Source organism: Glycomyces halotolerans, from assembly GCF_054779575.1.
The window spans coordinates 86,218-103,237 of sequence record NZ_BAAGXZ010000012.1 but is presented as its reverse complement, the minus strand read 5'-3'; the positions used below and the strand labels follow the sequence as shown (position 1 = coordinate 103,237).

The 17,020-nt window shown below is 70.2% G+C and carries 12 protein-coding genes and 1 pseudogene; 6 read left to right on the top strand and 7 right to left on the bottom strand.

Annotation, left to right across the window (positions count from 1 at the left end; all coding sequences use genetic code 11):
• Positions 1 to 48: 48 nt before the first annotated feature.
• The 3 genes from ACYVL2_RS12075 to deoC are packed head-to-tail and all read right to left on the bottom strand — an operon-like array spanning position 49 to position 3,262.
• Positions 49 to 924, bottom strand: coding sequence for an aldehyde dehydrogenase family protein (locus ACYVL2_RS12075; protein ID WP_460543560.1), 876 nt, complete (start codon positions 922 to 924; stop codon positions 49 to 51).
• Positions 917 to 2,344, bottom strand: a complete 1,428-nt coding sequence (locus ACYVL2_RS12070) for an aldehyde dehydrogenase family protein (RefSeq protein ID WP_460543558.1) — start codon at positions 2,342 to 2,344, stop codon at positions 917 to 919. Before ACYVL2_RS12070 ends, ACYVL2_RS12075 begins: the two co-directional genes overlap by 8 nt.
• Positions 2,345 to 2,347: 3 nt before the next feature.
• Positions 2,348 to 3,262: a 2-deoxyribose-5-phosphate aldolase gene (gene deoC / locus ACYVL2_RS12065; protein WP_460543556.1), complete on the bottom strand. Its 915-nt coding sequence runs from the start codon at positions 3,260 to 3,262 to the stop codon at positions 2,348 to 2,350.
• Between the two features lie 93 nt (positions 3,263 to 3,355).
• On the opposite strand from deoC, the gene upp reads away from it, so the two are divergent.
• From upp to ACYVL2_RS12050, 3 genes are all read left to right on the top strand, one after another.
• Positions 3,356 to 3,988, top strand: a complete 633-nt coding sequence (gene upp / locus ACYVL2_RS12060) for a uracil phosphoribosyltransferase (protein ID WP_460543554.1) — start codon at positions 3,356 to 3,358, stop codon at positions 3,986 to 3,988.
• 492 nt (positions 3,989 to 4,480) lie between these two features.
• On the top strand, positions 4,481 to 5,635 hold the full coding sequence (locus ACYVL2_RS12055; protein ID WP_460543552.1) for an RNA-guided endonuclease InsQ/TnpB family protein: 1,155 nt from the start codon (positions 4,481 to 4,483) through the stop codon (positions 5,633 to 5,635).
• Between the two features lie 175 nt (positions 5,636 to 5,810).
• Complete coding sequence (locus ACYVL2_RS12050; RefSeq protein WP_460543549.1) at positions 5,811 to 6,086, top strand: hypothetical protein; 276 nt, start codon at positions 5,811 to 5,813, stop codon at positions 6,084 to 6,086.
• Positions 6,087 to 6,169: 83 nt separating this feature from the next.
• Here the strand turns inward: ACYVL2_RS12050 and ACYVL2_RS12045 are convergent, their stop codons facing one another.
• Positions 6,170 to 7,846 (bottom strand): phospho-sugar mutase, encoded by a 1,677-nt coding sequence (locus ACYVL2_RS12045; protein WP_460543547.1) that lies wholly within the window; start codon positions 7,844 to 7,846, stop codon positions 6,170 to 6,172.
• A 56-nt stretch (positions 7,847 to 7,902) separates the two neighbouring features.
• Entirely contained in the window at positions 7,903 to 9,843 is a 1,941-nt protein-coding gene (locus ACYVL2_RS12040; protein WP_460543545.1) for a serine/threonine-protein kinase, read from the bottom strand.
• Between the two features lie 241 nt (positions 9,844 to 10,084).
• Between ACYVL2_RS12040 and ACYVL2_RS12035 the strand changes: the two genes are divergently transcribed.
• Both ACYVL2_RS12035 and ACYVL2_RS12030 read left to right on the top strand, forming a co-directional pair.
• Complete coding sequence (locus tag ACYVL2_RS12035; RefSeq protein WP_460543543.1) at positions 10,085 to 11,671, top strand: acyl-CoA mutase large subunit family protein; 1,587 nt, start codon at positions 10,085 to 10,087, stop codon at positions 11,669 to 11,671.
• Positions 11,672 to 12,272: 601 nt separating this feature from the next.
• Positions 12,273 to 13,463, top strand: a complete 1,191-nt coding sequence (locus tag ACYVL2_RS12030) for a zinc-binding metallopeptidase family protein (RefSeq protein WP_460543541.1) — start codon at positions 12,273 to 12,275, stop codon at positions 13,461 to 13,463.
• An 86-nt stretch (positions 13,464 to 13,549) separates the two neighbouring features.
• On the opposite strand, the gene ACYVL2_RS12025 is transcribed toward ACYVL2_RS12030, so the two are convergent.
• Complete coding sequence (locus ACYVL2_RS12025) at positions 13,550 to 13,996, bottom strand: gamma-glutamylcyclotransferase family protein (RefSeq protein WP_460543539.1); 447 nt, start codon at positions 13,994 to 13,996, stop codon at positions 13,550 to 13,552.
• 32 nt (positions 13,997 to 14,028) lie between these two features.
• On the opposite strand from ACYVL2_RS12025, the pseudogene ACYVL2_RS12020 reads away from it, so the two are divergent.
• Positions 14,029 to 15,441, top strand: a pseudogene (locus ACYVL2_RS12020) (NAD(P)H-quinone dehydrogenase); the annotation flags it as partial.
• 48 nt (positions 15,442 to 15,489) lie between these two features.
• Here the strand turns inward: ACYVL2_RS12020 and ACYVL2_RS12015 are convergent.
• A complete protein-coding gene (locus tag ACYVL2_RS12015; protein WP_460543537.1) occupies positions 15,490 to 16,926 on the bottom strand; it encodes a GuaB1 family IMP dehydrogenase-related protein in 1,437 nt (478 codons plus the stop codon).
• Positions 16,927 to 17,020 lie beyond the last annotated feature (94 nt).

Genomic DNA, 17,020 nt, shown 5'->3' with positions numbered 1-17,020 from the left:
TGCAACTCAGCCTACGACCACCGACGTACCGACCCGGCAGCCGGTTCCCTAGTAGCCGCCTCCGGCCGCCGAGGCCATGCCGGCGGGGTGCCACACGGTCTTGTACTCGATCCACTGCCGCAGCAGGTCGAGCGCGCTGCCGCCCTTGCCGGGACGGCGCACCACCTTGAGCGTCTCGGCCGCCGCGGCCTCGAGCTCCGACGCCAGGTCGGCGTCCTGGACGCCGCCGAGGTCGACGCCGTTGAGGTCGGCGTGACTCGCCAGCCACGGCGCCAGCTCGGCGACCTTGCCGCTCAACAGGTTCACCACCCCGCCCGGCAGATCCGAGGTGGCCAGCACTTCCCCGAAGCTCAACGCCGGCAACGGCTTCGCCTCGTCGGCGACCACCACGACCGTGTTGCCGGTGGCGATCGCCGGAGCGACCGCCTCGATCAGTCCCAGCAGCGGATCCCCTTGCGGGGCGACCACGCCGACCACGCCGAGGGGCTCGGGCTTGGTGTGGTTGAAGTACGGTCCCGCCACCGGGTTCGCCGCGCCGGTGACCGCTGCGACCTTGTCGGTCCAGCCCGCGTAGTGCACCAGCAGGTCGATCGCCGCCTCGACGGTGCCGAGCGCGTCGTGCGCCTCCGAGCCGGTGGCGTCTGCCAGCTCCTCGGCGAACTGCCCCGCGCGGCCCTCCAGCATCTCGGCGGCGCGATAGAGGATCTGGCCCCGCAGATAGGCCGTCTGCGCGGCCCACGGCCCCTGGGCCTTGCGCGCGGCGACCACCGCGTCGCGGACGTCCTTGCGGGAGGCCAGCGCGGCGTTCGCCAGCTCGGTACCGTCCGGTCCGGTCACCGGGTAGCTCCTTCCGGACTCCGAACGCGGGAACTTCCCGCCCACGTACAGCTTGTAGGTCTTCTTGACGCGCAGTCGCTCAGACATCGAGGTAGGCCTCCAGCCCCTGGCGGCCGCCCTCGCGGCCGTAACCGGACTCCTTGACGCCGCCGAACGGACTGGCCGCGTCGAACTGGTTGAACGTGTTGGCCCAGACCACGCCGGCGCGCAACCGCTCGGCCGTCCACAGGATCTTCGAGCCCTTCTCGGTCCACACCCCGGCCGACAGCCCGTACGGGGTGTTGTTGGCCTTGGCGATCGCCTCGTCGGGGGTGCGGAAGGTCAGCACCGACAGCACCGGTCCGAAGATCTCCTCGCGGGCGACCCGCATCGACTGCTGCACCCCAGTGAACACGGTGGGGCGGAACCAGTAGCCGGTCTCGGGCAGGTCGCAGGCCGGCTGCCACGGCTCGGCGCCCTCGGCGCCGCCGGTCTCGGTCAGCTCGGTGATCCGCTCGAGCTGCTCGGCGGAGTTGATCGCGCCGATGTCGGTGTTCTTGTCGAGCGGATCGCCCACGCGCAGGGTCGACACCCGCTCCTTGAGCCTCTCGAGGACCTCCTCGGCCACCGACTCCTGCACCAGCAGGCGCGAGCCGGCGCAGCACACGTGGCCCTGGTTGAAGAAGATCCCGTTGACGATGCCCTCCACGGCCTGGTCGACGGGCGCGTCGTCGTAGACGATGTTGGCGGCCTTGCCGCCCAGCTCCAAGGTGACCTTCTTGTCCGAACCGGCCACGGCCGCGGCGATCCGGCGGCCGACCGCCGTCGAACCGGTGAAGGCGACCTTGTCGACCGCGGCGCCGACGACGGCCGCGCCGGTCGCCCCGGCGCCCGGCAGGATGTTCACCACGCCCGGAGGCAGCTCGGCCTCCTGGCACAGTTCGGCGAACATCAGCGCGGTCAGCGGCGTGGTCTCGGCGGGCTTGAGCACCGCCGTGTTGCCGCAGGCCAGGGCCGGCGCGATCTTCCAGGCCAGCATGAGCAGCGGGAAGTTCCACGGGATCACCTGGCCGACCACGCCCAGCGGCCGCGGGTCGGCGACCCCGGGCACGGCGTAGCCGAGCTTGTCGGCCCACCCGGCGTGGTAGAAGAAGTGCTGCGCGGCGGTGGGGACGTCGAAGTCGCGCGTCTCCTTGATCGGCTTGCCGTTGTCGATCGACTCGGCGACGGCGAACTCGCGGGCGCGCTCCTGCAGCAGCCGGGCGATGCGGAACAGGTACTTGCCGCGTTCGGAACCCCGCATCGGGCCCCACACCGTGTCGTAGGCCCGCCGCGCGGCGGCCACGGCCGCCTCGACGTCGGCCTCGCCGGCTTCGGCGACGGTGAACAGCGCCTCCTCGTTGGAGGGGTTGATCGATTTGAAGGTCGCCCCGCTCCGGGCGTCGACGAACTCGCCGTCGATGAACAGCCCGTAGTGCTCCTTGATCGCGGGACGGTGCGACTCGGGGGCCGGCGCGTATTCGAACATGATTCAGTCCACCGTGACGTAATCGGGACCGGAGTAGTGGCCGGTCGCTAGCTTCTGGCGCTGCATGATCAGGTCGTTGAGGAGGCTCGAGGCCCCGAAGCGGAACCAGTGCGGCGAGAGCCAGTCGTCGCCGAGGACCTCGTTGACGCTCACCAGGTACTTGATCGCGTCCTTGGTGGTGCGGATGCCGCCGGCGGGCTTGACGCCGACCTGGACGCCGGTCTCGGCGCGGAAGTCGCGCACTGCCTGCATCATCAGGAGCGTGACCGGCAGCGTGGCACCCGCGCCGACCTTGCCGGTGGAGGTCTTGATGAAGTCGGCCCCGGCGTGCATGGCCAGGAACGAGGCGCGGCGGACGTCGTCGTAGGTGACCAGCTCGCCGGTCTCCAGGATGACCTTGAGTCGTGTCTCTCCGCAGGCGGCCTTGACGGCCTTGATCTCGTGGAAGACCCGCTCGAGGTCGCCGGAGAGGAACGCGCCGCGGTTGATGACCATGTCGACCTCGTCGGCGCCGGCGCTCACCGCGGCCTCGGTGTCGGCCAGGCGGACCTCGAGCGGGACCTGCCCCGCCGGGAACCCGGTGGCCACCGAGGCGACCTTGACGCCGGTGCCCCGCAACGCCTCGACGGCCGTGACCGCCATCGTCGGGTACACGCACACCGCGGCCACCGGCGGCGCGTCGCCGTCGGGGCGGACCGCCTTGGCGCACAGTGTGCGAACCTTGCCGGGAGTGTCGGCACCCTCGAGCGTGGTGAGGTCGATCATGCCGATGGCCAGATCGATCGCTTGCGCCTTCGACTCCTTCTTGACCGAGCGGGTGCCCAGCCCGGCCGCGCGCGCCTCGAGGCCCACCGCGTCGACGCCCGGCAGCGAGCGCACGAGCGAGGCGGCCTCGGCGCCGCTCAGAATAGATCCCATGACCCGATGATATCCGTCCTCGAAATCAGCGTCGCGTGCATGTGCCGACCAGCTCACATTAGCTCGGCGAGCTGGACGTTAAGGTTGGGAACCGTGGATGTACAGATCGTCGAACACCCGCTCGCCGCCGAGAGGCTCACCGCCATGCGCGACGAGCGGTCCGACTCCCCGCGGTTCAGAGCCGCTCTGCACGAGCTCACCAGCATGCTCGTCTACGAGGCCACGCGCGATATCGCCGTCACCGAGTACGAGATCCGCACTCCGGTGGCGCCGGCGAAGGGCTACCGGCTCGCCAACCCGCCGGTTCTGGTGCCCGTGCTGCGCGCCGGACTCGGGATGGCCGACGCCGCGCTCGCGATGATCCCCGACGCCTCGATGGGCTTCGTCGGCCTGGCCCGCGACGAGGAGACGCATGAGCCCTACGCCTACATGGAGTCCCTCCCCGACGATCTGTCCGACCATCACGTGATCGTGCTCGACCCGATGGTCGCCACCGGCGGTTCGCTGCTGCGCTGCTGCGAGATGATCGCCTCGCGCGGATGTACCGGCATCTCGCTGATCTGCGCGCTGGCCGCCCCCGACGGCATCGAGAAGCTCCGCGCCAGCGGCCTCGACATGACGATGACCACCGCCGCGGTGGACCCGCAGTTGAACGAGCACGCCTACATCGTCCCGGGCCTCGGCGACGCCGGCGACCGCCAATTCGGCGCCTACCGCCGCTTCTGACCGGCCGGACCGGCCCTTGACGGCGCCATTTACGGCTCGCAGTCTTCGCTGGAAAGCGCCAGCCCCGCCTCGGGAGGCGACTGTCGGAAATACGACTCCTCGCACTTTCGCCACTCCGAGCCATAACTTCACGCCAGTCAGTCGGGTTACTCCCGTGTCCACCGCTCACAACGGATACACAGGAGGGCCATCTGATCCAATGGGCGTCAGACCATTTCACGAGGCAGTGCTCGACGTCGCCAGACGGGATACGGACTTCGTCTTCGAACTCCTGCGGCTCGGCGGGCTTGATCGCGAGTTCGGCCGACTGTGTTCAGCGCATGCGGAGTCGGAGAACGCGAACCGGCCGTACCCGCGGGAGCGGATTGCTCTGAGGAGGCCCTGTCGTTCAGGGCGGGGAGGGCTCGGTGGCGATTGTCTGCTCGCGGTCCTGCGGAGCAGGACTGGGAGCCCGGAAGCGGACGTCAAGTGCGATACGGGTATAATTTTCGCGTGCATCTCAAGTACTCCTACCGTGTCTATCCGACGCGTCCGCAGCGGCAGGCGCTGGCGCGGACGTTCGGGTGTGTGCGTGTGGTGTACAACGACGCGGTCGCGGCGCGGAAGGCCGCGCACCGGCAGGGCCTGCCGTACCCGTCGACGGCGGCGCTGGACAAGGCGCTGATAACGGCGGCGAAGCGCACCGCTGAGCGGTCCTGGCTGGGTGAGGTGTCCACCGTGCCGTTGCAGCAGTCCCTGCGGGACTGCCATGCCGCCTACAAGAACTTCTTCGACTCGCTCAAGGGCAAGCGGGCCGGGGCCCGGGTGGGGCCGCCGCGTTTCAAGCGTCGCGCGGGCACGCAGGCCGCCCGGTATACCCGGCGCGGGTTCAGTCTGGGAGGCAACGGCCGCCTGTACCTCGCCAGAGTCGGCGACCTCAAAGTCGCCTGGTCGCGGGAACTGCCCGCCGAGCCGTCGAGCGTGACGGTGACCAAGACGGCGACCGGCAGGTACTACGCCTCGTTCGTGGTCGGGGTGGACGACGCCGATGAGCTCCTGGAGCCGATTGCCGACCCCGAGGCGCAGACCGGTATCGATCTCGGTCTCAAGTCGTTCGCGGTGCTGCGCGGCGGCAAGGTCATCGATTCGCCGAGGTTTTTCCGCAAGCTCGAACGCAAGCTGAAGAAAGCCCAGCGGTCCCTGTCGCGCAAGCAGCAGGGCAGCGCGAACCGGGCCAAGGCCCGCCTCCGCGTCGCGAAGATTCACGAGAAGATCAAGGACACCCGCGCCGACTGGGTGAACAAGCAGGTCAATACGCTGGTGAGCGAGAACCAAGCTCTCTATGTGGAAGACCTGAATGTTCGCGGGCTCAGCCGGGGTCGGGCCGCCAAGTCGGTGCAGGACGCCTCGTTCGGGATGTTTTTGACCCGGCTCGAATCCAAAGCCGCACGGGCCGGACGCGCCTTCGTGAAAGTAGACCGGTTCTTCCCGTCCACGCGTCTGTGCTCGGCCTGTGGTGCCCTGACCGGACCCGGCGGGCTGGACGGATTGAAGGTCCGGGCGTGGGCGTGCGGCTGCGGCGCGGTGCATGACCGGGATGCGAACGCCGAGATCAACATCAGGCGCGAAGGTCGGCGTCTGGTGGCCGCCGGGCAGGCGGACACCTGAAACGCTTGTGGAGCGCGGGTCAGACTCGGATAGCGCGAGCACCGCGTGTTGAAGCAAGAACCCTCCCGTAGCGCCGTCGTTCTCAGCGGCGGCCAAGCCGGGAATCCCCGCCCTGAAAGACGGGGAGGATGTCAATGTTCTCGACGATGGATCCGCCAAAGTATTGGAGGCGATCATGGCAACCACCAAGTTCGAATACCACTCGGAGTGGACCGACCGTCTTCGCGCAGAGGGTGTGCTCGAGGAAGCGCGCAGATCATTGCTCGCCGTCCTCGAACAGCGGTCCTTGACCGTCTCTTCTGAAACCCGCGCGTTCGTCGAGTCGTGCGACGACGTGGAGCGTCTCCACGCTTGGCTGCTCGCCGCCGTGACCGCCGAGAGCCTGGACGAGGTATTCGGCGTCGATCACGACATCCGGCGGACGTATTACGGAGATGCCGCCACGGAATGAGAGGCCTATAAAGGGGCCGGGCGCTGTGTGAGCTCATGAAACATGAGCTCACACAGCGCCCGGCCCCTTTCAAGTCTTCCGGGTCAGTTCTCCACTCCGAGGATCGCGGCGACCTCGGCCCTGAGCGCCGCGATGCTCGCTCGGGCCCGCTCCCTCGCCGCCGCGAGATCGCCGCCGGCGTCCTCGCGCACCTCCAGATACGCCTTCAACTTCGGCTCGGTGCCGCTCGGGCGGGCCACCACCCTGGCGTTCGCCGTCTCGACCGTCACCACGTCGGCGTCCGGCAGCCGGTCGTCGTACCCCGTGACCGGCTCGTCCAGCAGACTCGTCGGCCGGTGCGCCCGCAGCCGCTTCATGCACGCCGCGATCTCGCTCAAGTCCTCCACCCGGACCGAGAGCTGCCCGGTCTCGAAGACCCCGAACTCCTCGGCCAGCTCGTCGAGGCGGTCGGCCAGCGTCGCCAGCTTCGCGGCCTGGCCTGCCGCGATCTCCGAGACCACCAGTGCCGCCGAGATCCCGTCCTTGTCCCGCAGGAACTGCGGCGCCACGCAGTAGCCCAGCGCCTCCTCGAACGCGAACGCCAAGTCCGCACCGGCACGGGCCAGCCACTTGAAGCCGGTCAGCGTCTCCTCGTAGCCGAAGCCGCGCGCGGCGCACATCGTCTTCAGCTGCGTGGTCGAGACGATCGTCGTCGCGTAAGTCCCGGTGCGGCCCTTTCGCATCCAGTGGTCCGCCAGCAGCACGCCGACCTCGTTGCCCGTCAGCTGCCGCCAAGTGCCGTCACCGTTCGGCACCGCCACCGAGCAGCGGTCCGCGTCCGGGTCCAATGCGAGCGCCACGTCGGCGCCCTCCTCGGCCGCGAGGGCCTTGAGCAGGTCGATCGCGCCCGGCTCCTCGGGGTTCGGGAACGCCACGGTCGGGAAGTCCGGGTCCGGATCGGCCTGAGCCGGCACCAGCTTCGGCGCGCCGAAACCGGCGCGCTTCATCGCCCGCACCAGCGTCTCGCCGCCGACACCGTGCAGCGGCGTCGCCACGGCCGCCAGCCGCTTCGGGTCGTCCGGGTCCACCACCGAGACGACCGCGGCCAAGTACCGGTCCACGATGTCGTGGCCGAGCACCTCTCCTTCGTCTCCCAGCGGGATCTCCGACAGCGGCCCCAGGGCCGCGATGGTCCGCTCGATCTCGGTGTCGGCCGGCGGCACGATCTGCGCACCCGCGCCGAGCTCGCCGCCCAGCTCCCGTCCGAGGTACACCTTGTAGCCGTTGTCCCGGGGCGGATTGTGGCTGGCGGTCACCTGCACGGCCGCGGCGGCGTCCAGCTCGGTCACCGCGAACGCCGTGATCGGCGTCGGCAGCGGCCCCGGCATGACCAGGGCCCGCCTGCCGGTCCCGGTGACCACGCGGGCGGTCTCGGCGGCGAAGTCGCGGCTGCCGTGCCTCGCGTCGTAGCCGATGACCACCGGTCCGTCGGCGCCCTTGGCGTCCAGCCAGTTCGCCAGTCCCGCCGCGGCACCGCGCACCACGGCGCGGTTCATGCCGTTGGGGCCGGCCCGGAGCGGGCCGCGCAGCCCGGCGGTGCCGAACTCGAGGCGGCCCGAGAACCGGTCGGCCAGTTCCTCGGCCGAGTCGGGGAGCGCGTCGAGCAGGCGGTAGAGCTCATCGCGGCTGGCCTTGTCGGGGTCGTCGGTGATCCAAGTGAGCGCCTCGGCGCGGAGCGCGTCGAGGACTTCGGTCACTTCTCCTTTGTGCGCGGACTCCATGCCGAAATCCTCGCATACCCGAACCCGCAGGGGCGCATGTTGCGCAGCGTGTGGCATCAACCGGTTCGGAACGACCGGAGCGCCTCGTCGTAGATCTCCTGTGATAGATCCCAGCCGTCGGCCGGCCCGGAGATGAAGACCGAGTACGAAGTCCCGTCCCCGGCGTCCACGATGGCCCAGATCGAGTGGCGCTCTCCGGTGCCGTCGTTGTTGACGCCGGTGTACTCGAGCACGGTGCCGCTCATGCCGCCGAACTCGACCGGCTCCAGCCGCACCTGCTCCAGGTCGCTCATCTCGGAGGGGAGCCCGTCGTAATAGGAGCTGAGGTACTGCTCGGGGTCCGGCAGGCCGCGGTCCGACCCGGAGTAGAACCGCACCCAGTGGCTCTCGTCGTCGAGGTTGTAGTAGCCGACGAAGTCGTCGCCCGCGAAGCCCTCGCCCCATGTGGACGGATAGTTGACGCTGAAGCCGCCGCCCTCGTGCGTGGCGGTCTCGAAGCTCGGCGCGGTCTCCTCCGGCTCGCCGCCCCCCTCTTCGGGGGAAGCGGGGGCCTCCGGCGAGGTCTCGGCGGTCGGCTGCTCCTCGGCGCCGCCTCCGCCGTCGCCGGCGAACTGCCACAGGTACAGCATGTAGCCCAGACCGAGCACGACCAGCAGGACCACCGCCGCGATCGCGACGTTGCGGCCGGTGTTCGACTTCGGTTCCTCGCGCGGCTCCGGCGCCGGGCGTCGTCTCGGCGGCGCCTGCGGCGGCGGTGACAGCTCCTGGTAGCCGCTGGAGGTCGACCTCGGCTCGCTCATCGGCGGCGAGCCCGACGGCATCCCGCCCGCGCCGGCCAGGGGCCCCGACAAAAGAGCGGCCAGCTCCTGACGGACCTGGCCGAGTGGATAGCGCTGATGCGGTTCTTTGGCGAGCATGCCGCCCAGCAGCGATGTCAGGGGGCCGGCGCTGCGAGGGCTCTCGGGCGGGTCCTGGACGACCGCGCGCATCGTCGAGACCGCGTCGCCGCGGTCGAACGGCGGGCGCCCCTCGACGGCCGCGTACAGCGTGACCCCGAGACTGAACACGTCGCTGGCGGGCTCGGCCGGCTGCCCGATCGCGCGTTCGGGCGCGATGTAGTGAGCGCTCCCGAGGACCTTGCCCGGCGTGGTGCCGCCCGACATCTGGTTCATCTGCGCCGCGCCGAAGTCCGAGAGGACGCACCTGCCGTCGACCGAGATCAGCACGTTTCCGGGCTTGACGTCGCGGTGGATGATCCCCGCCTCGTGCGCGGCCTGGAGGGCCCCGACCAGCGCGAGCCCGATCTTGGCGGCCACGCGGGGCGGCAGGGGGCCGTCGGCGGTGAGGATGTCGGCCAGGCTCCGGGCCTGGAGCAGTTCCATGACGATCCACGGCAGCCCGGAGTGCTCGACGACGTCGAAGACGCGGATGACCGACGGATGCGAGAGTCCGGCCGCGATCTGGGCCTCGCGCCGAGAGCGGTCGATGAGCTGGACCCGCTCGCCCGGCGGCAGGTCGGGTGGCAGGAAGACCTCTTTGAGCGCCACTTCGCGGCGCAGCACGGTGTCGGTGGCCCGCCACACCGAGCCGTTTCCGCCCTTGCCGACCAGGTCGATCAGTTCGTACCGGTCGCCGACCATGTCGCCGGGGCTGGCGTGGTGGCCGGTCGCGGCGGGGGAGTTGTAGCCGAAGGACGCCTGCCGCTGCCCGTGGTCGTCGCCGACCGCGAAGCTCTCGCCGTAGTTGCCGTAATTCCCGTAGGACCCGCTGGCGCCGCCGTACCGGTCGTTGCCGTAGGCGCTCGCACCGCCGTGGCCCGTGCGCCCGTACGAGCTGGACGGATGGGGATCGCGTGCCGGGGGCTCGGAGGGTCCGTATGATGAGGTGCCGTACGCCCCAGAGGGATCGCGGACATAGCGCTGGGAGGGCACAGGACCGGAGCGGGGGTCCTCATAGGCACCGGGACCGCCGCGTCCGTAGTCACCTGAATACGTCATCCGGCTTCTCCTCGCGAGGGATCCTCACTAGTTTGCCGTGTCGTCGCCACCGTCCGCACACTAGCCCAAGTCATGGCTCCGCAAGCGTCGCCAAGAGGCCGAGCCGTGGCTCCGCGGGCACCGCAGTGCCGGGCGGTGCCACGGCGTTCCAGCGGGCGCCGCCGAGTCCGGCCGCGATGGCTCGCGAGCTTCGCCAAGTCTGCCCTCCCTCTGACGCCGTTCAGCCATTAGGATCGCAGCCATGCAGCCGCCACCGCAAGGCCGAGCCGGGATCGAGATCCGGCCCGTGTACGGCCCACAGGACCGCCCGGACGACCTCCCGGAGCGACTCGGCGACCCCGGATCGTTCCCCTACACGCGCGGCGTCCACCCGACCATGTACCTCTCCCGGCCCTGGACGATGCGCCAGTACGCCGGCTTCGCGACCGCCGCCGAGTCGAACCGCCGCTACCGCGACCTGCTCGCGAACGGCACCACCGGCCTCTCGGTGGCCTTCGACCTGCCGACCCAGATGGGCTACGACTCCGACGCCCCCGAGGCCGCCGGCGAGGTCGGCAAGGTCGGCGTCGCCATCGACTCGATCGACGACATGCGCACCCTGTTCGACGGGATACCCCTCGACGAGGTCTCCACCTCGATGACGATCAACGCCCCCGCCGCGGTCCTGCTCCTGCTCTACCAGCTCGTCGCCGAGGAGCAGGGCGCCGACCCCGCACTTCTGCGCGGCACGATCCAGAACGACATCCTCAAGGAGTACATCGCCCGCGGCACTTACATCTTCCCGCCGGCGCCGAGTCTGCGCCTGGTCAGCGACACCTTCGCCTACTGCGCCGAGGTCCTGCCGCGGTGGAACACGATCTCGATCTCCGGCTACCACATGGCCGAGGCCGGCGCGACCGCCGCGCAGGAGCTGGCCTTCACTCTCGCCGACGGCATCGAGTACGTCGACTGCGCCCTCGACGCCGGCCTCGACGTCGACGCGTTCGCCCCGCGCCTGTCGTTCTTCTTCGTCGCCCGCTCGTCGATCCTCACCGAGGTCGCCAAGTTCCGCGCCGCCAGGCGCCTGTGGGCCCACATCATGCGCGACCGCTTCGGCGCCGAGGACCCCAAGTCGATGAAGCTGCGTTTCCACACCCAGACCGCCGGCGTCGAGCTCACCGCCCAGCAGCCCGAGGTCAACATGGCGCGCGTGACCGTCCAGGCCCTCGCCGCGGTCATGGGCGGGACCCAGTCGCTGCACACCAACTCCTACGACGAGGCGATCGCGCTGCCGACCGACAAGTCCGCCCGGCTCGCGCTGCGCACCCAGCAGGTCATCGCCGCCGAGACCGACCTGTGCGACACCGTCGATCCGTTCGCCGGCTCCTACGCCGTCGAAGCCTTGACCGACGCCATCGAGCGGGAGAGCCGTGAGTTGATCGACGCCGTCTTCGCCCACGGCTCGGTCGTCGGCGCGATCGAGGCCGGCTTCCAGAAGGGCGAGATCGAGCGCAGCGCGTACGAGACCGCCAAGCGGATCGACTCCGGCGAGCAGATCGTCGTCGGCGTCAACGCCTACACCGGCAACGGCGACGAGGCCCCCTACAAGCCGCTGAAGGTCGACCCGGCGGTCGAGGCCGCTCAGATCGAGCGTCTGACCCGGCGGCGCGAGGCCCGCGGCTCCGGCGACGTCGAAGCCGCACTGGACCGACTGCGCTCGGCCGCCGCCGGAGAGAGCAATGTCCTTTATCCGATGAAAGAGGCGCTTTCCCTCGGTGCGACGGTCGGCGAGGTCTGCGGGACGCTCGCCGAGCAATGGGGCCGATACGTGCCGGCCGACAGTTTGTAGTCCCATTGTCACCGAATGGTCGAGCCGCACATTCTGTCTGTTTCCGCGATTGAAATCGCGGGTAACACTGGGCGATGGATCGCGGATTGCGGACGCCTCCGATTCCCCGATCCAAAAGTCGAGTCGAAGCCGTAACTTTTCGGTCCGGCAAACGTTATGAAGCATGACGGCGTCGCCGGTCACCCGGCCGGCCGCCGGGCGCGACCATGCGTAACGGTCGATCACCCTGCGTGGCCGGTCGCATTCATGGCTCGCAGACGTCGCCAAGAGTGGCGTTTCGGTTGCACGACAGGGATAGCGTTCGGCCGACCCGGGTTCAGCGGCGCGATGTCGCTCAACCCGGCGCACGCCGCGACGGAGAGCGATCGGGTTTAAGCTTACTCAATCGGTCTCCTTTGGCGCTGATTCACAGGCGCGAATAGAGAGGCGCGAAGGAATGTACACGCTCACTGCGGAGAATGTCGTCGAAATGGGAACAGCCACGAAGTCCAATGAGGTCCCTTTGTCCGGTGCGTCCGCGCCCGAGCCGGGCCTCCTGGTATCCGCTGCGCTGCCTTCGCTCGGCGCCTCATCTGATCCCACCGCATCGGAGCCTTCCGCCATGTCCACATCGCTGCCCGAGTTCCTCGACGCCTGGCTCGACGAGCACTTCGACGAGATCGTCGACGTGCGCCGCCACCTCCACGCCAACCCGCGGCTCTCGCGTCAGGAGCACGACACGGCCGACTTCGTCGCCGCCAGGCTCGTCGAGGCCGGACTCAAGCCGCAGCTGATCCCCGACGGCACCGGGCTCACCTGTGACATCGGCGACGGCGACCACGTCATCGCCATCCGCGCGGACATGGACGCGCTGCCGATCCACGACCCGAAGGACGTGCCGTACCGCTCCACGGTCGACGGGGTCTGCCACGCCTGCGGCCACGACGCCCACACCGCGATCCTCCTCGGCGTCGGCCGCGTTCTGGCCGCCCTCGCCGCCCGCGGCGAACTGCCCGGGCGTTTCCGGCTGGTCTTCCAGCCCTCCGAGGAGCAGTTCCCCTCCGGCGCTCCGACGATGATCAAGTACGGCGCGCTCACCGACGTCGCCGCGATCTTCGCCTTCCACTGCGATCCGCAGTTCCTCGCCGGCCAGGTCGGCGTCCGCAACGGGCCGCTGACCGCCGCCTGCGACGTGATGGAGGTCCGCATGCACGGCAGCGGCGGCCACACCTCCCGCCCGCATCTGACCTCGGACATCATCAACGCCATGGGCCGGGTCATCGTCGACATGCCGGACCTGGTGGGTCGCCGCATCGACCCCCGCCAGGCCGTGGCGATAGTCTTCGGGGCCGTCCAGGCCGGCGAGGCGGCGAACGCCATCCCCGAGGACGCCGTCGCCCGCGCCACGATCCGCATGCAGGGCCGCGAGGCCTGGCAGATGATCCCCGACCTCGTCCAAGAGGTCACGCGCTCGGTCGCCCGCTCGGCGGGCGTCGACTGCGAGATCGACTACCGGCGCGGCGTCCCGCCGGTCGTCAACGACCGGCTCGCCTCGGCCATGTTCGCCGGCGCCACGTCCGCGGCTCTCGGCGAGCAGGCGGTCGCCGAGGCCCCGATGTCGATGGGCGGCGAGGACTTCGCGTACTACCTCGAGCAGGTGCCCGGCGCGATGGCCCGCCTCGGCGTCGGCCGCCCGGGCGTCGAATGCGACATCCACCAGGGCAACTTCGACATCGACGAGGCCGCCCTCGGCCACGGCATCCGGGTGATGACCCACACCGTCCTGGCCGCGGCCGCGAGCCCGGGCTTCTAGTCCGCCAGTGCGCGGTCGGGCCGCCCGAGCAGGCGGAGCGGTCTGTGACGGGGGAATCGCGGGCGAGCCGCTCGGCGCCTCGCCCGCTAGCCGTCAGCGGTGGGGCGTTTGCGCAGCGCTTCGATGTAGTCCTCGGGTGCGCCGGCGGCCTCGGCTGCGCGCAGGATCTCGTCGAGGTACCACTGGCTCGGCATGCCGCCTTCGAACCCGTCGTACACGTACAGCCACACAGGACGATTGGCCTCGAGGGTCGCCGCTATGGAATGCATCTTCCGGTAGAGCCGGGAGTTGAACCCCTCCAGTTCGTCGAGGACCGCCAGATCGGCCGGGTCGAGGTCGTAGAGGGCCACGAAGACGCGTTCGCCCGGCGCCTCGACCACTGTGGCGACGGCCGACTCCCAGCCGAGGTCGGCCCCCGCGAAGGTGAGGCGCCAGCCTTCGAGCCAGCCCGTTCCGACCAGCGGCGAACGGGGACAGGTGGCCCGCATGCGAGCGGGGTCTAGATTCGAGCCGTACGCGGCATAGAGATGCACGACTCGAAGATACCCTTGAACCTGCCCGCACTGAAGCATCCCGCACACTGAAAGGCGCAACCGTGGCACGAGTAGCGATCATCGGCGGAGGACCGGCAGGCTACGAGGCGGCGCTCGTGGCCTCGCAGCTGGGCGCGGACGTCACCCTCATCGAGGCCACGGGAGCCGGCGGCGCGTGCGTCCTGTCCGACTGCGTGCCTTCGAAGACCTTCATCGCCGCCTCCAACGTCCTCACCGAGATCCACGAGTCCACCGCGATGGGCGTGGGAGCGGTCGACACCACCATCGACGCCAAAGCCGTCAACAGCCGGGTCCGGAGACTGGCCACCCAGCAGTCCGCCGACATCGCCCAGAAGCTCGCCGCCGCCGGCGTCGACGTCGTCTACGGACGCGCCGCCCTGCTGGACAACAAGATCAACTACGTCCACCGTGTCCACGTCGTTCCCCTCGAAGGCGAGCCCTACGACCTCGACTGCGAAGCCGTCCTCATCGCCACCGGAGCCACCCCGCGCACCCTGACGTCCGCGCCGACCGACGGCGAGCGGATCCTCTCCTGGCGAGAGCTCTACGACCTCGACGAGCTGCCCGAACGCCTCATCGTCGTCGGCTCCGGCGTCACCGGCGCCGAGTTCGCCTCCGCCTACCTCGCCATGGGCTCGCAGGTCACGCTGATCTCCTCCCGCGACCGCGTCATGCCCCACGAGGACGCCGACGCCGCCGACACGGTCGGCAAGGTCTTCGTCCAGCGCGGCATGGACATCCGGAACCACTCCCGGGCCGCCGCGGCCCGCCGCACCGATGCCGGCGTCGAAGTCGAACTCGACGACGGCACCGTCATCGAAGGCAGCCACGCCCTCATCTGCGTCGGCTCCACCCCCAACTCCGACGACCTCGGGCTGCACGCCTACGGCGTCGACATCAGCGAGCGCGGCTACATCGCGGTCGACAAGGTCTCGCGCACCAACGTGCCCGGGGTCTACGCCGCCGGAGACGTCACCGGCGTCCACGCGCTCGCTTCGGTCGCGGCCATGCAGGGCCGCATCGCGATCTGGCACGCCCTCGGCGAGGCCGTCCGCCCCCTCAAGCTCCGCAACGTCGCCGCGAACGTCTTCACCGACCCCGAGCTCGCCTCGGTCGGCGTGTCGCAGTCCGACGTCGACGACGGCCGCGTCGACTGCCGGACCGTGATGCTTCCGCTGACGTCGAACCCGCGCGCGAAGATGGTCGACCGCACCGAAGGGTTCGTGAAGCTGTTCGCGTGGAACTCCTCGGGCATCGTCGCCGGCGGCGTGGTCGTGGCCTCTCGGGCCTCCGAGCTCGTCCACCCGATCGCCCTGGCCGTCGAGCAGCGCCTCACGGTCGAGCAGCTGGCCCGCACCTTGACGATCTACCCGTCGCTGTCGGGCTCGATCGCCGAGGCCGCCCGGCAGCTCATGGAGTACTGAGGCCCGGTATCGGCCGCGCGGGGCGCGCCCGAGGCGAACGGAGCGTCCCTACCAGCTGTGCGGGACCGGCGTCCCCTCGGTGAACCCGGCGGCCGACTGGACGCCGATGGCTGCGCGCTCGTGGAATTCGGCGAGGTTCGTCGCGCCCGCGTACGTCGCGGCCGACCGGACGCCGGCCACGATCGTGTCGAGCAGGTCCTCCACGCCGGGACGCGACCGTTCCAGGTACATCCGGCCCGTGGAGATGCCCTCCTCGAACAGGGCCTTCCGGGCCTGCTCGAACGCCGAGTCGGAGGCGCTGCGGGCCTTGACCGCGCGCGCCGAGGCCATGCCGAAGCTCTCCTTGTACGGCTTGCCGTCCGCGTCGTAGTGCATGTCGCCGGGCGACTCGTGGGTCCCGGCGAACCAGGAGCCGATCATGACGTTCGAGGCCCCGGCCGCCAAGGCGAGGGCCACGTCCCGCGGATGCCGGACGCCGCCGTCGGCCCACACGTGCTTGCCGAAGCGGCGCGCGGTGGCGGCGCATTCGAGGACGGACGAGAACTGGGGGCGGCCGACGCCGGTCATCATCCGGGTCGTGCACATCGCGCCCGGGCCGACGCCGACCTTGACGATGTCGGCGCCCGCGCCGATCAGGTCGGTCGCGCCCTCGGCGGTGACGACGTTCCCGGCGGCGATCGGGGTGTGCGGCGCCGCGTCGCGCGCCAGCTTGAGCGCGGCGAGCATCCGCTCCTGGTGGCCGTGGGCGGTGTCGACCACGATCAGGTCGGCTCCGGCCTCGACCAGCGAGGCGGCCTTCCCCGCGACGTCGCCGTTGATGCCGATCGCGGCCGCGACGCGCAGTCGGCGCTCGGCGTCCACGTTCGGCGTGTAGAGGGTGTTGCGCAGCGCCCCGGCCTTGGTCAGCACGCCGCGCAGCCGCCCGTCCCCGTCGAGCACGGGGGCGAGTTTGATGTTGGCGTCCTCGAGGATCTCGAACGCCTCGGCGTCGCTGACGCCCTCCCGCAGTGTGATCAGCCGCTCCGAGGCGATCTGCTCGAGCTGGGTGAACCGGTCGACGCCGCGGCAGTCGGCCTCGGTGACCACGCCGAGGGGCCGGTGCTCGGCGTCGACGACGATGACCGCGCCGTGCGCGCGCTTGGGGAACAGCGCGATCGCCTCGGCCACGGTCGCGCTCGGCGGCAGCGTGAGCGCGGTGTCGCAGTCCAGCGGGCGAGACTTGACCTTGGCGATGACGTCGGCGACCACGTCGACCGGGATGTCCTGGGGGATGACCGCCAGGCCGCCGCGGCGCGCGAGCGTCTCGGCCATGCGCCGACCCGAGACCGCGGTCATGTTCGCGGCGATGATCGGGACGGTGTTGCCCGACCCGTCCGAGGTCGTCAGGTCCACGTCCAGGCGCGAAGCCACCGACGACCGGTTGGGGACCATGAAGACGTCCGAGTAGGTCAGGTCGTGGCGCGGCTGGTCGTCGATGAAACGCATGGTCGGGCCCCCATTGCTCGTCCACGGCCGGCGGTCCCCGCCGTGGCTGTCGGCCCGGTGGCGCGCGGCGGATCGCCCGCGGGCACGCCGACCG

Excerpts from the sequence above, each read along its gene's own strand:
- ACYVL2_RS12045 (WP_460543547.1), bottom strand. The coding sequence starts at position 7,846 with ATGGAGTCCGCGCACAAAGGAGAAGTGACCGAAGTCCTCGACGCGCTC.
- deoC (WP_460543556.1), bottom strand. The coding sequence starts at position 3,262 with ATGGGATCTATTCTGAGCGGCGCCGAGGCCGCCTCGCTCGTGCGCTCG.
- ACYVL2_RS12075 (WP_460543560.1), bottom strand. The coding sequence starts at position 924 with ATGTCTGAGCGACTGCGCGTCAAGAAGACCTACAAGCTGTACGTGGGC.
- ACYVL2_RS12030 (WP_460543541.1), top strand. The coding sequence starts at position 12,273 with ATGTCCACATCGCTGCCCGAGTTCCTCGACGCCTGGCTCGACGAGCAC.
- ACYVL2_RS12040 (WP_460543545.1), bottom strand. The coding sequence starts at position 9,843 with ATGACGTATTCAGGTGACTACGGACGCGGCGGTCCCGGTGCCTATGAG.
- ACYVL2_RS12035 (WP_460543543.1), top strand. The coding sequence starts at position 10,085 with ATGCAGCCGCCACCGCAAGGCCGAGCCGGGATCGAGATCCGGCCCGTG.
- ACYVL2_RS12015 (WP_460543537.1), bottom strand. The coding sequence starts at position 16,926 with ATGCGTTTCATCGACGACCAGCCGCGCCACGACCTGACCTACTCGGAC.
- ACYVL2_RS12070 (WP_460543558.1), bottom strand. The coding sequence starts at position 2,344 with ATGTTCGAATACGCGCCGGCCCCCGAGTCGCACCGTCCCGCGATCAAG.
- ACYVL2_RS12050 (WP_460543549.1), top strand. The coding sequence starts at position 5,811 with ATGGCAACCACCAAGTTCGAATACCACTCGGAGTGGACCGACCGTCTT.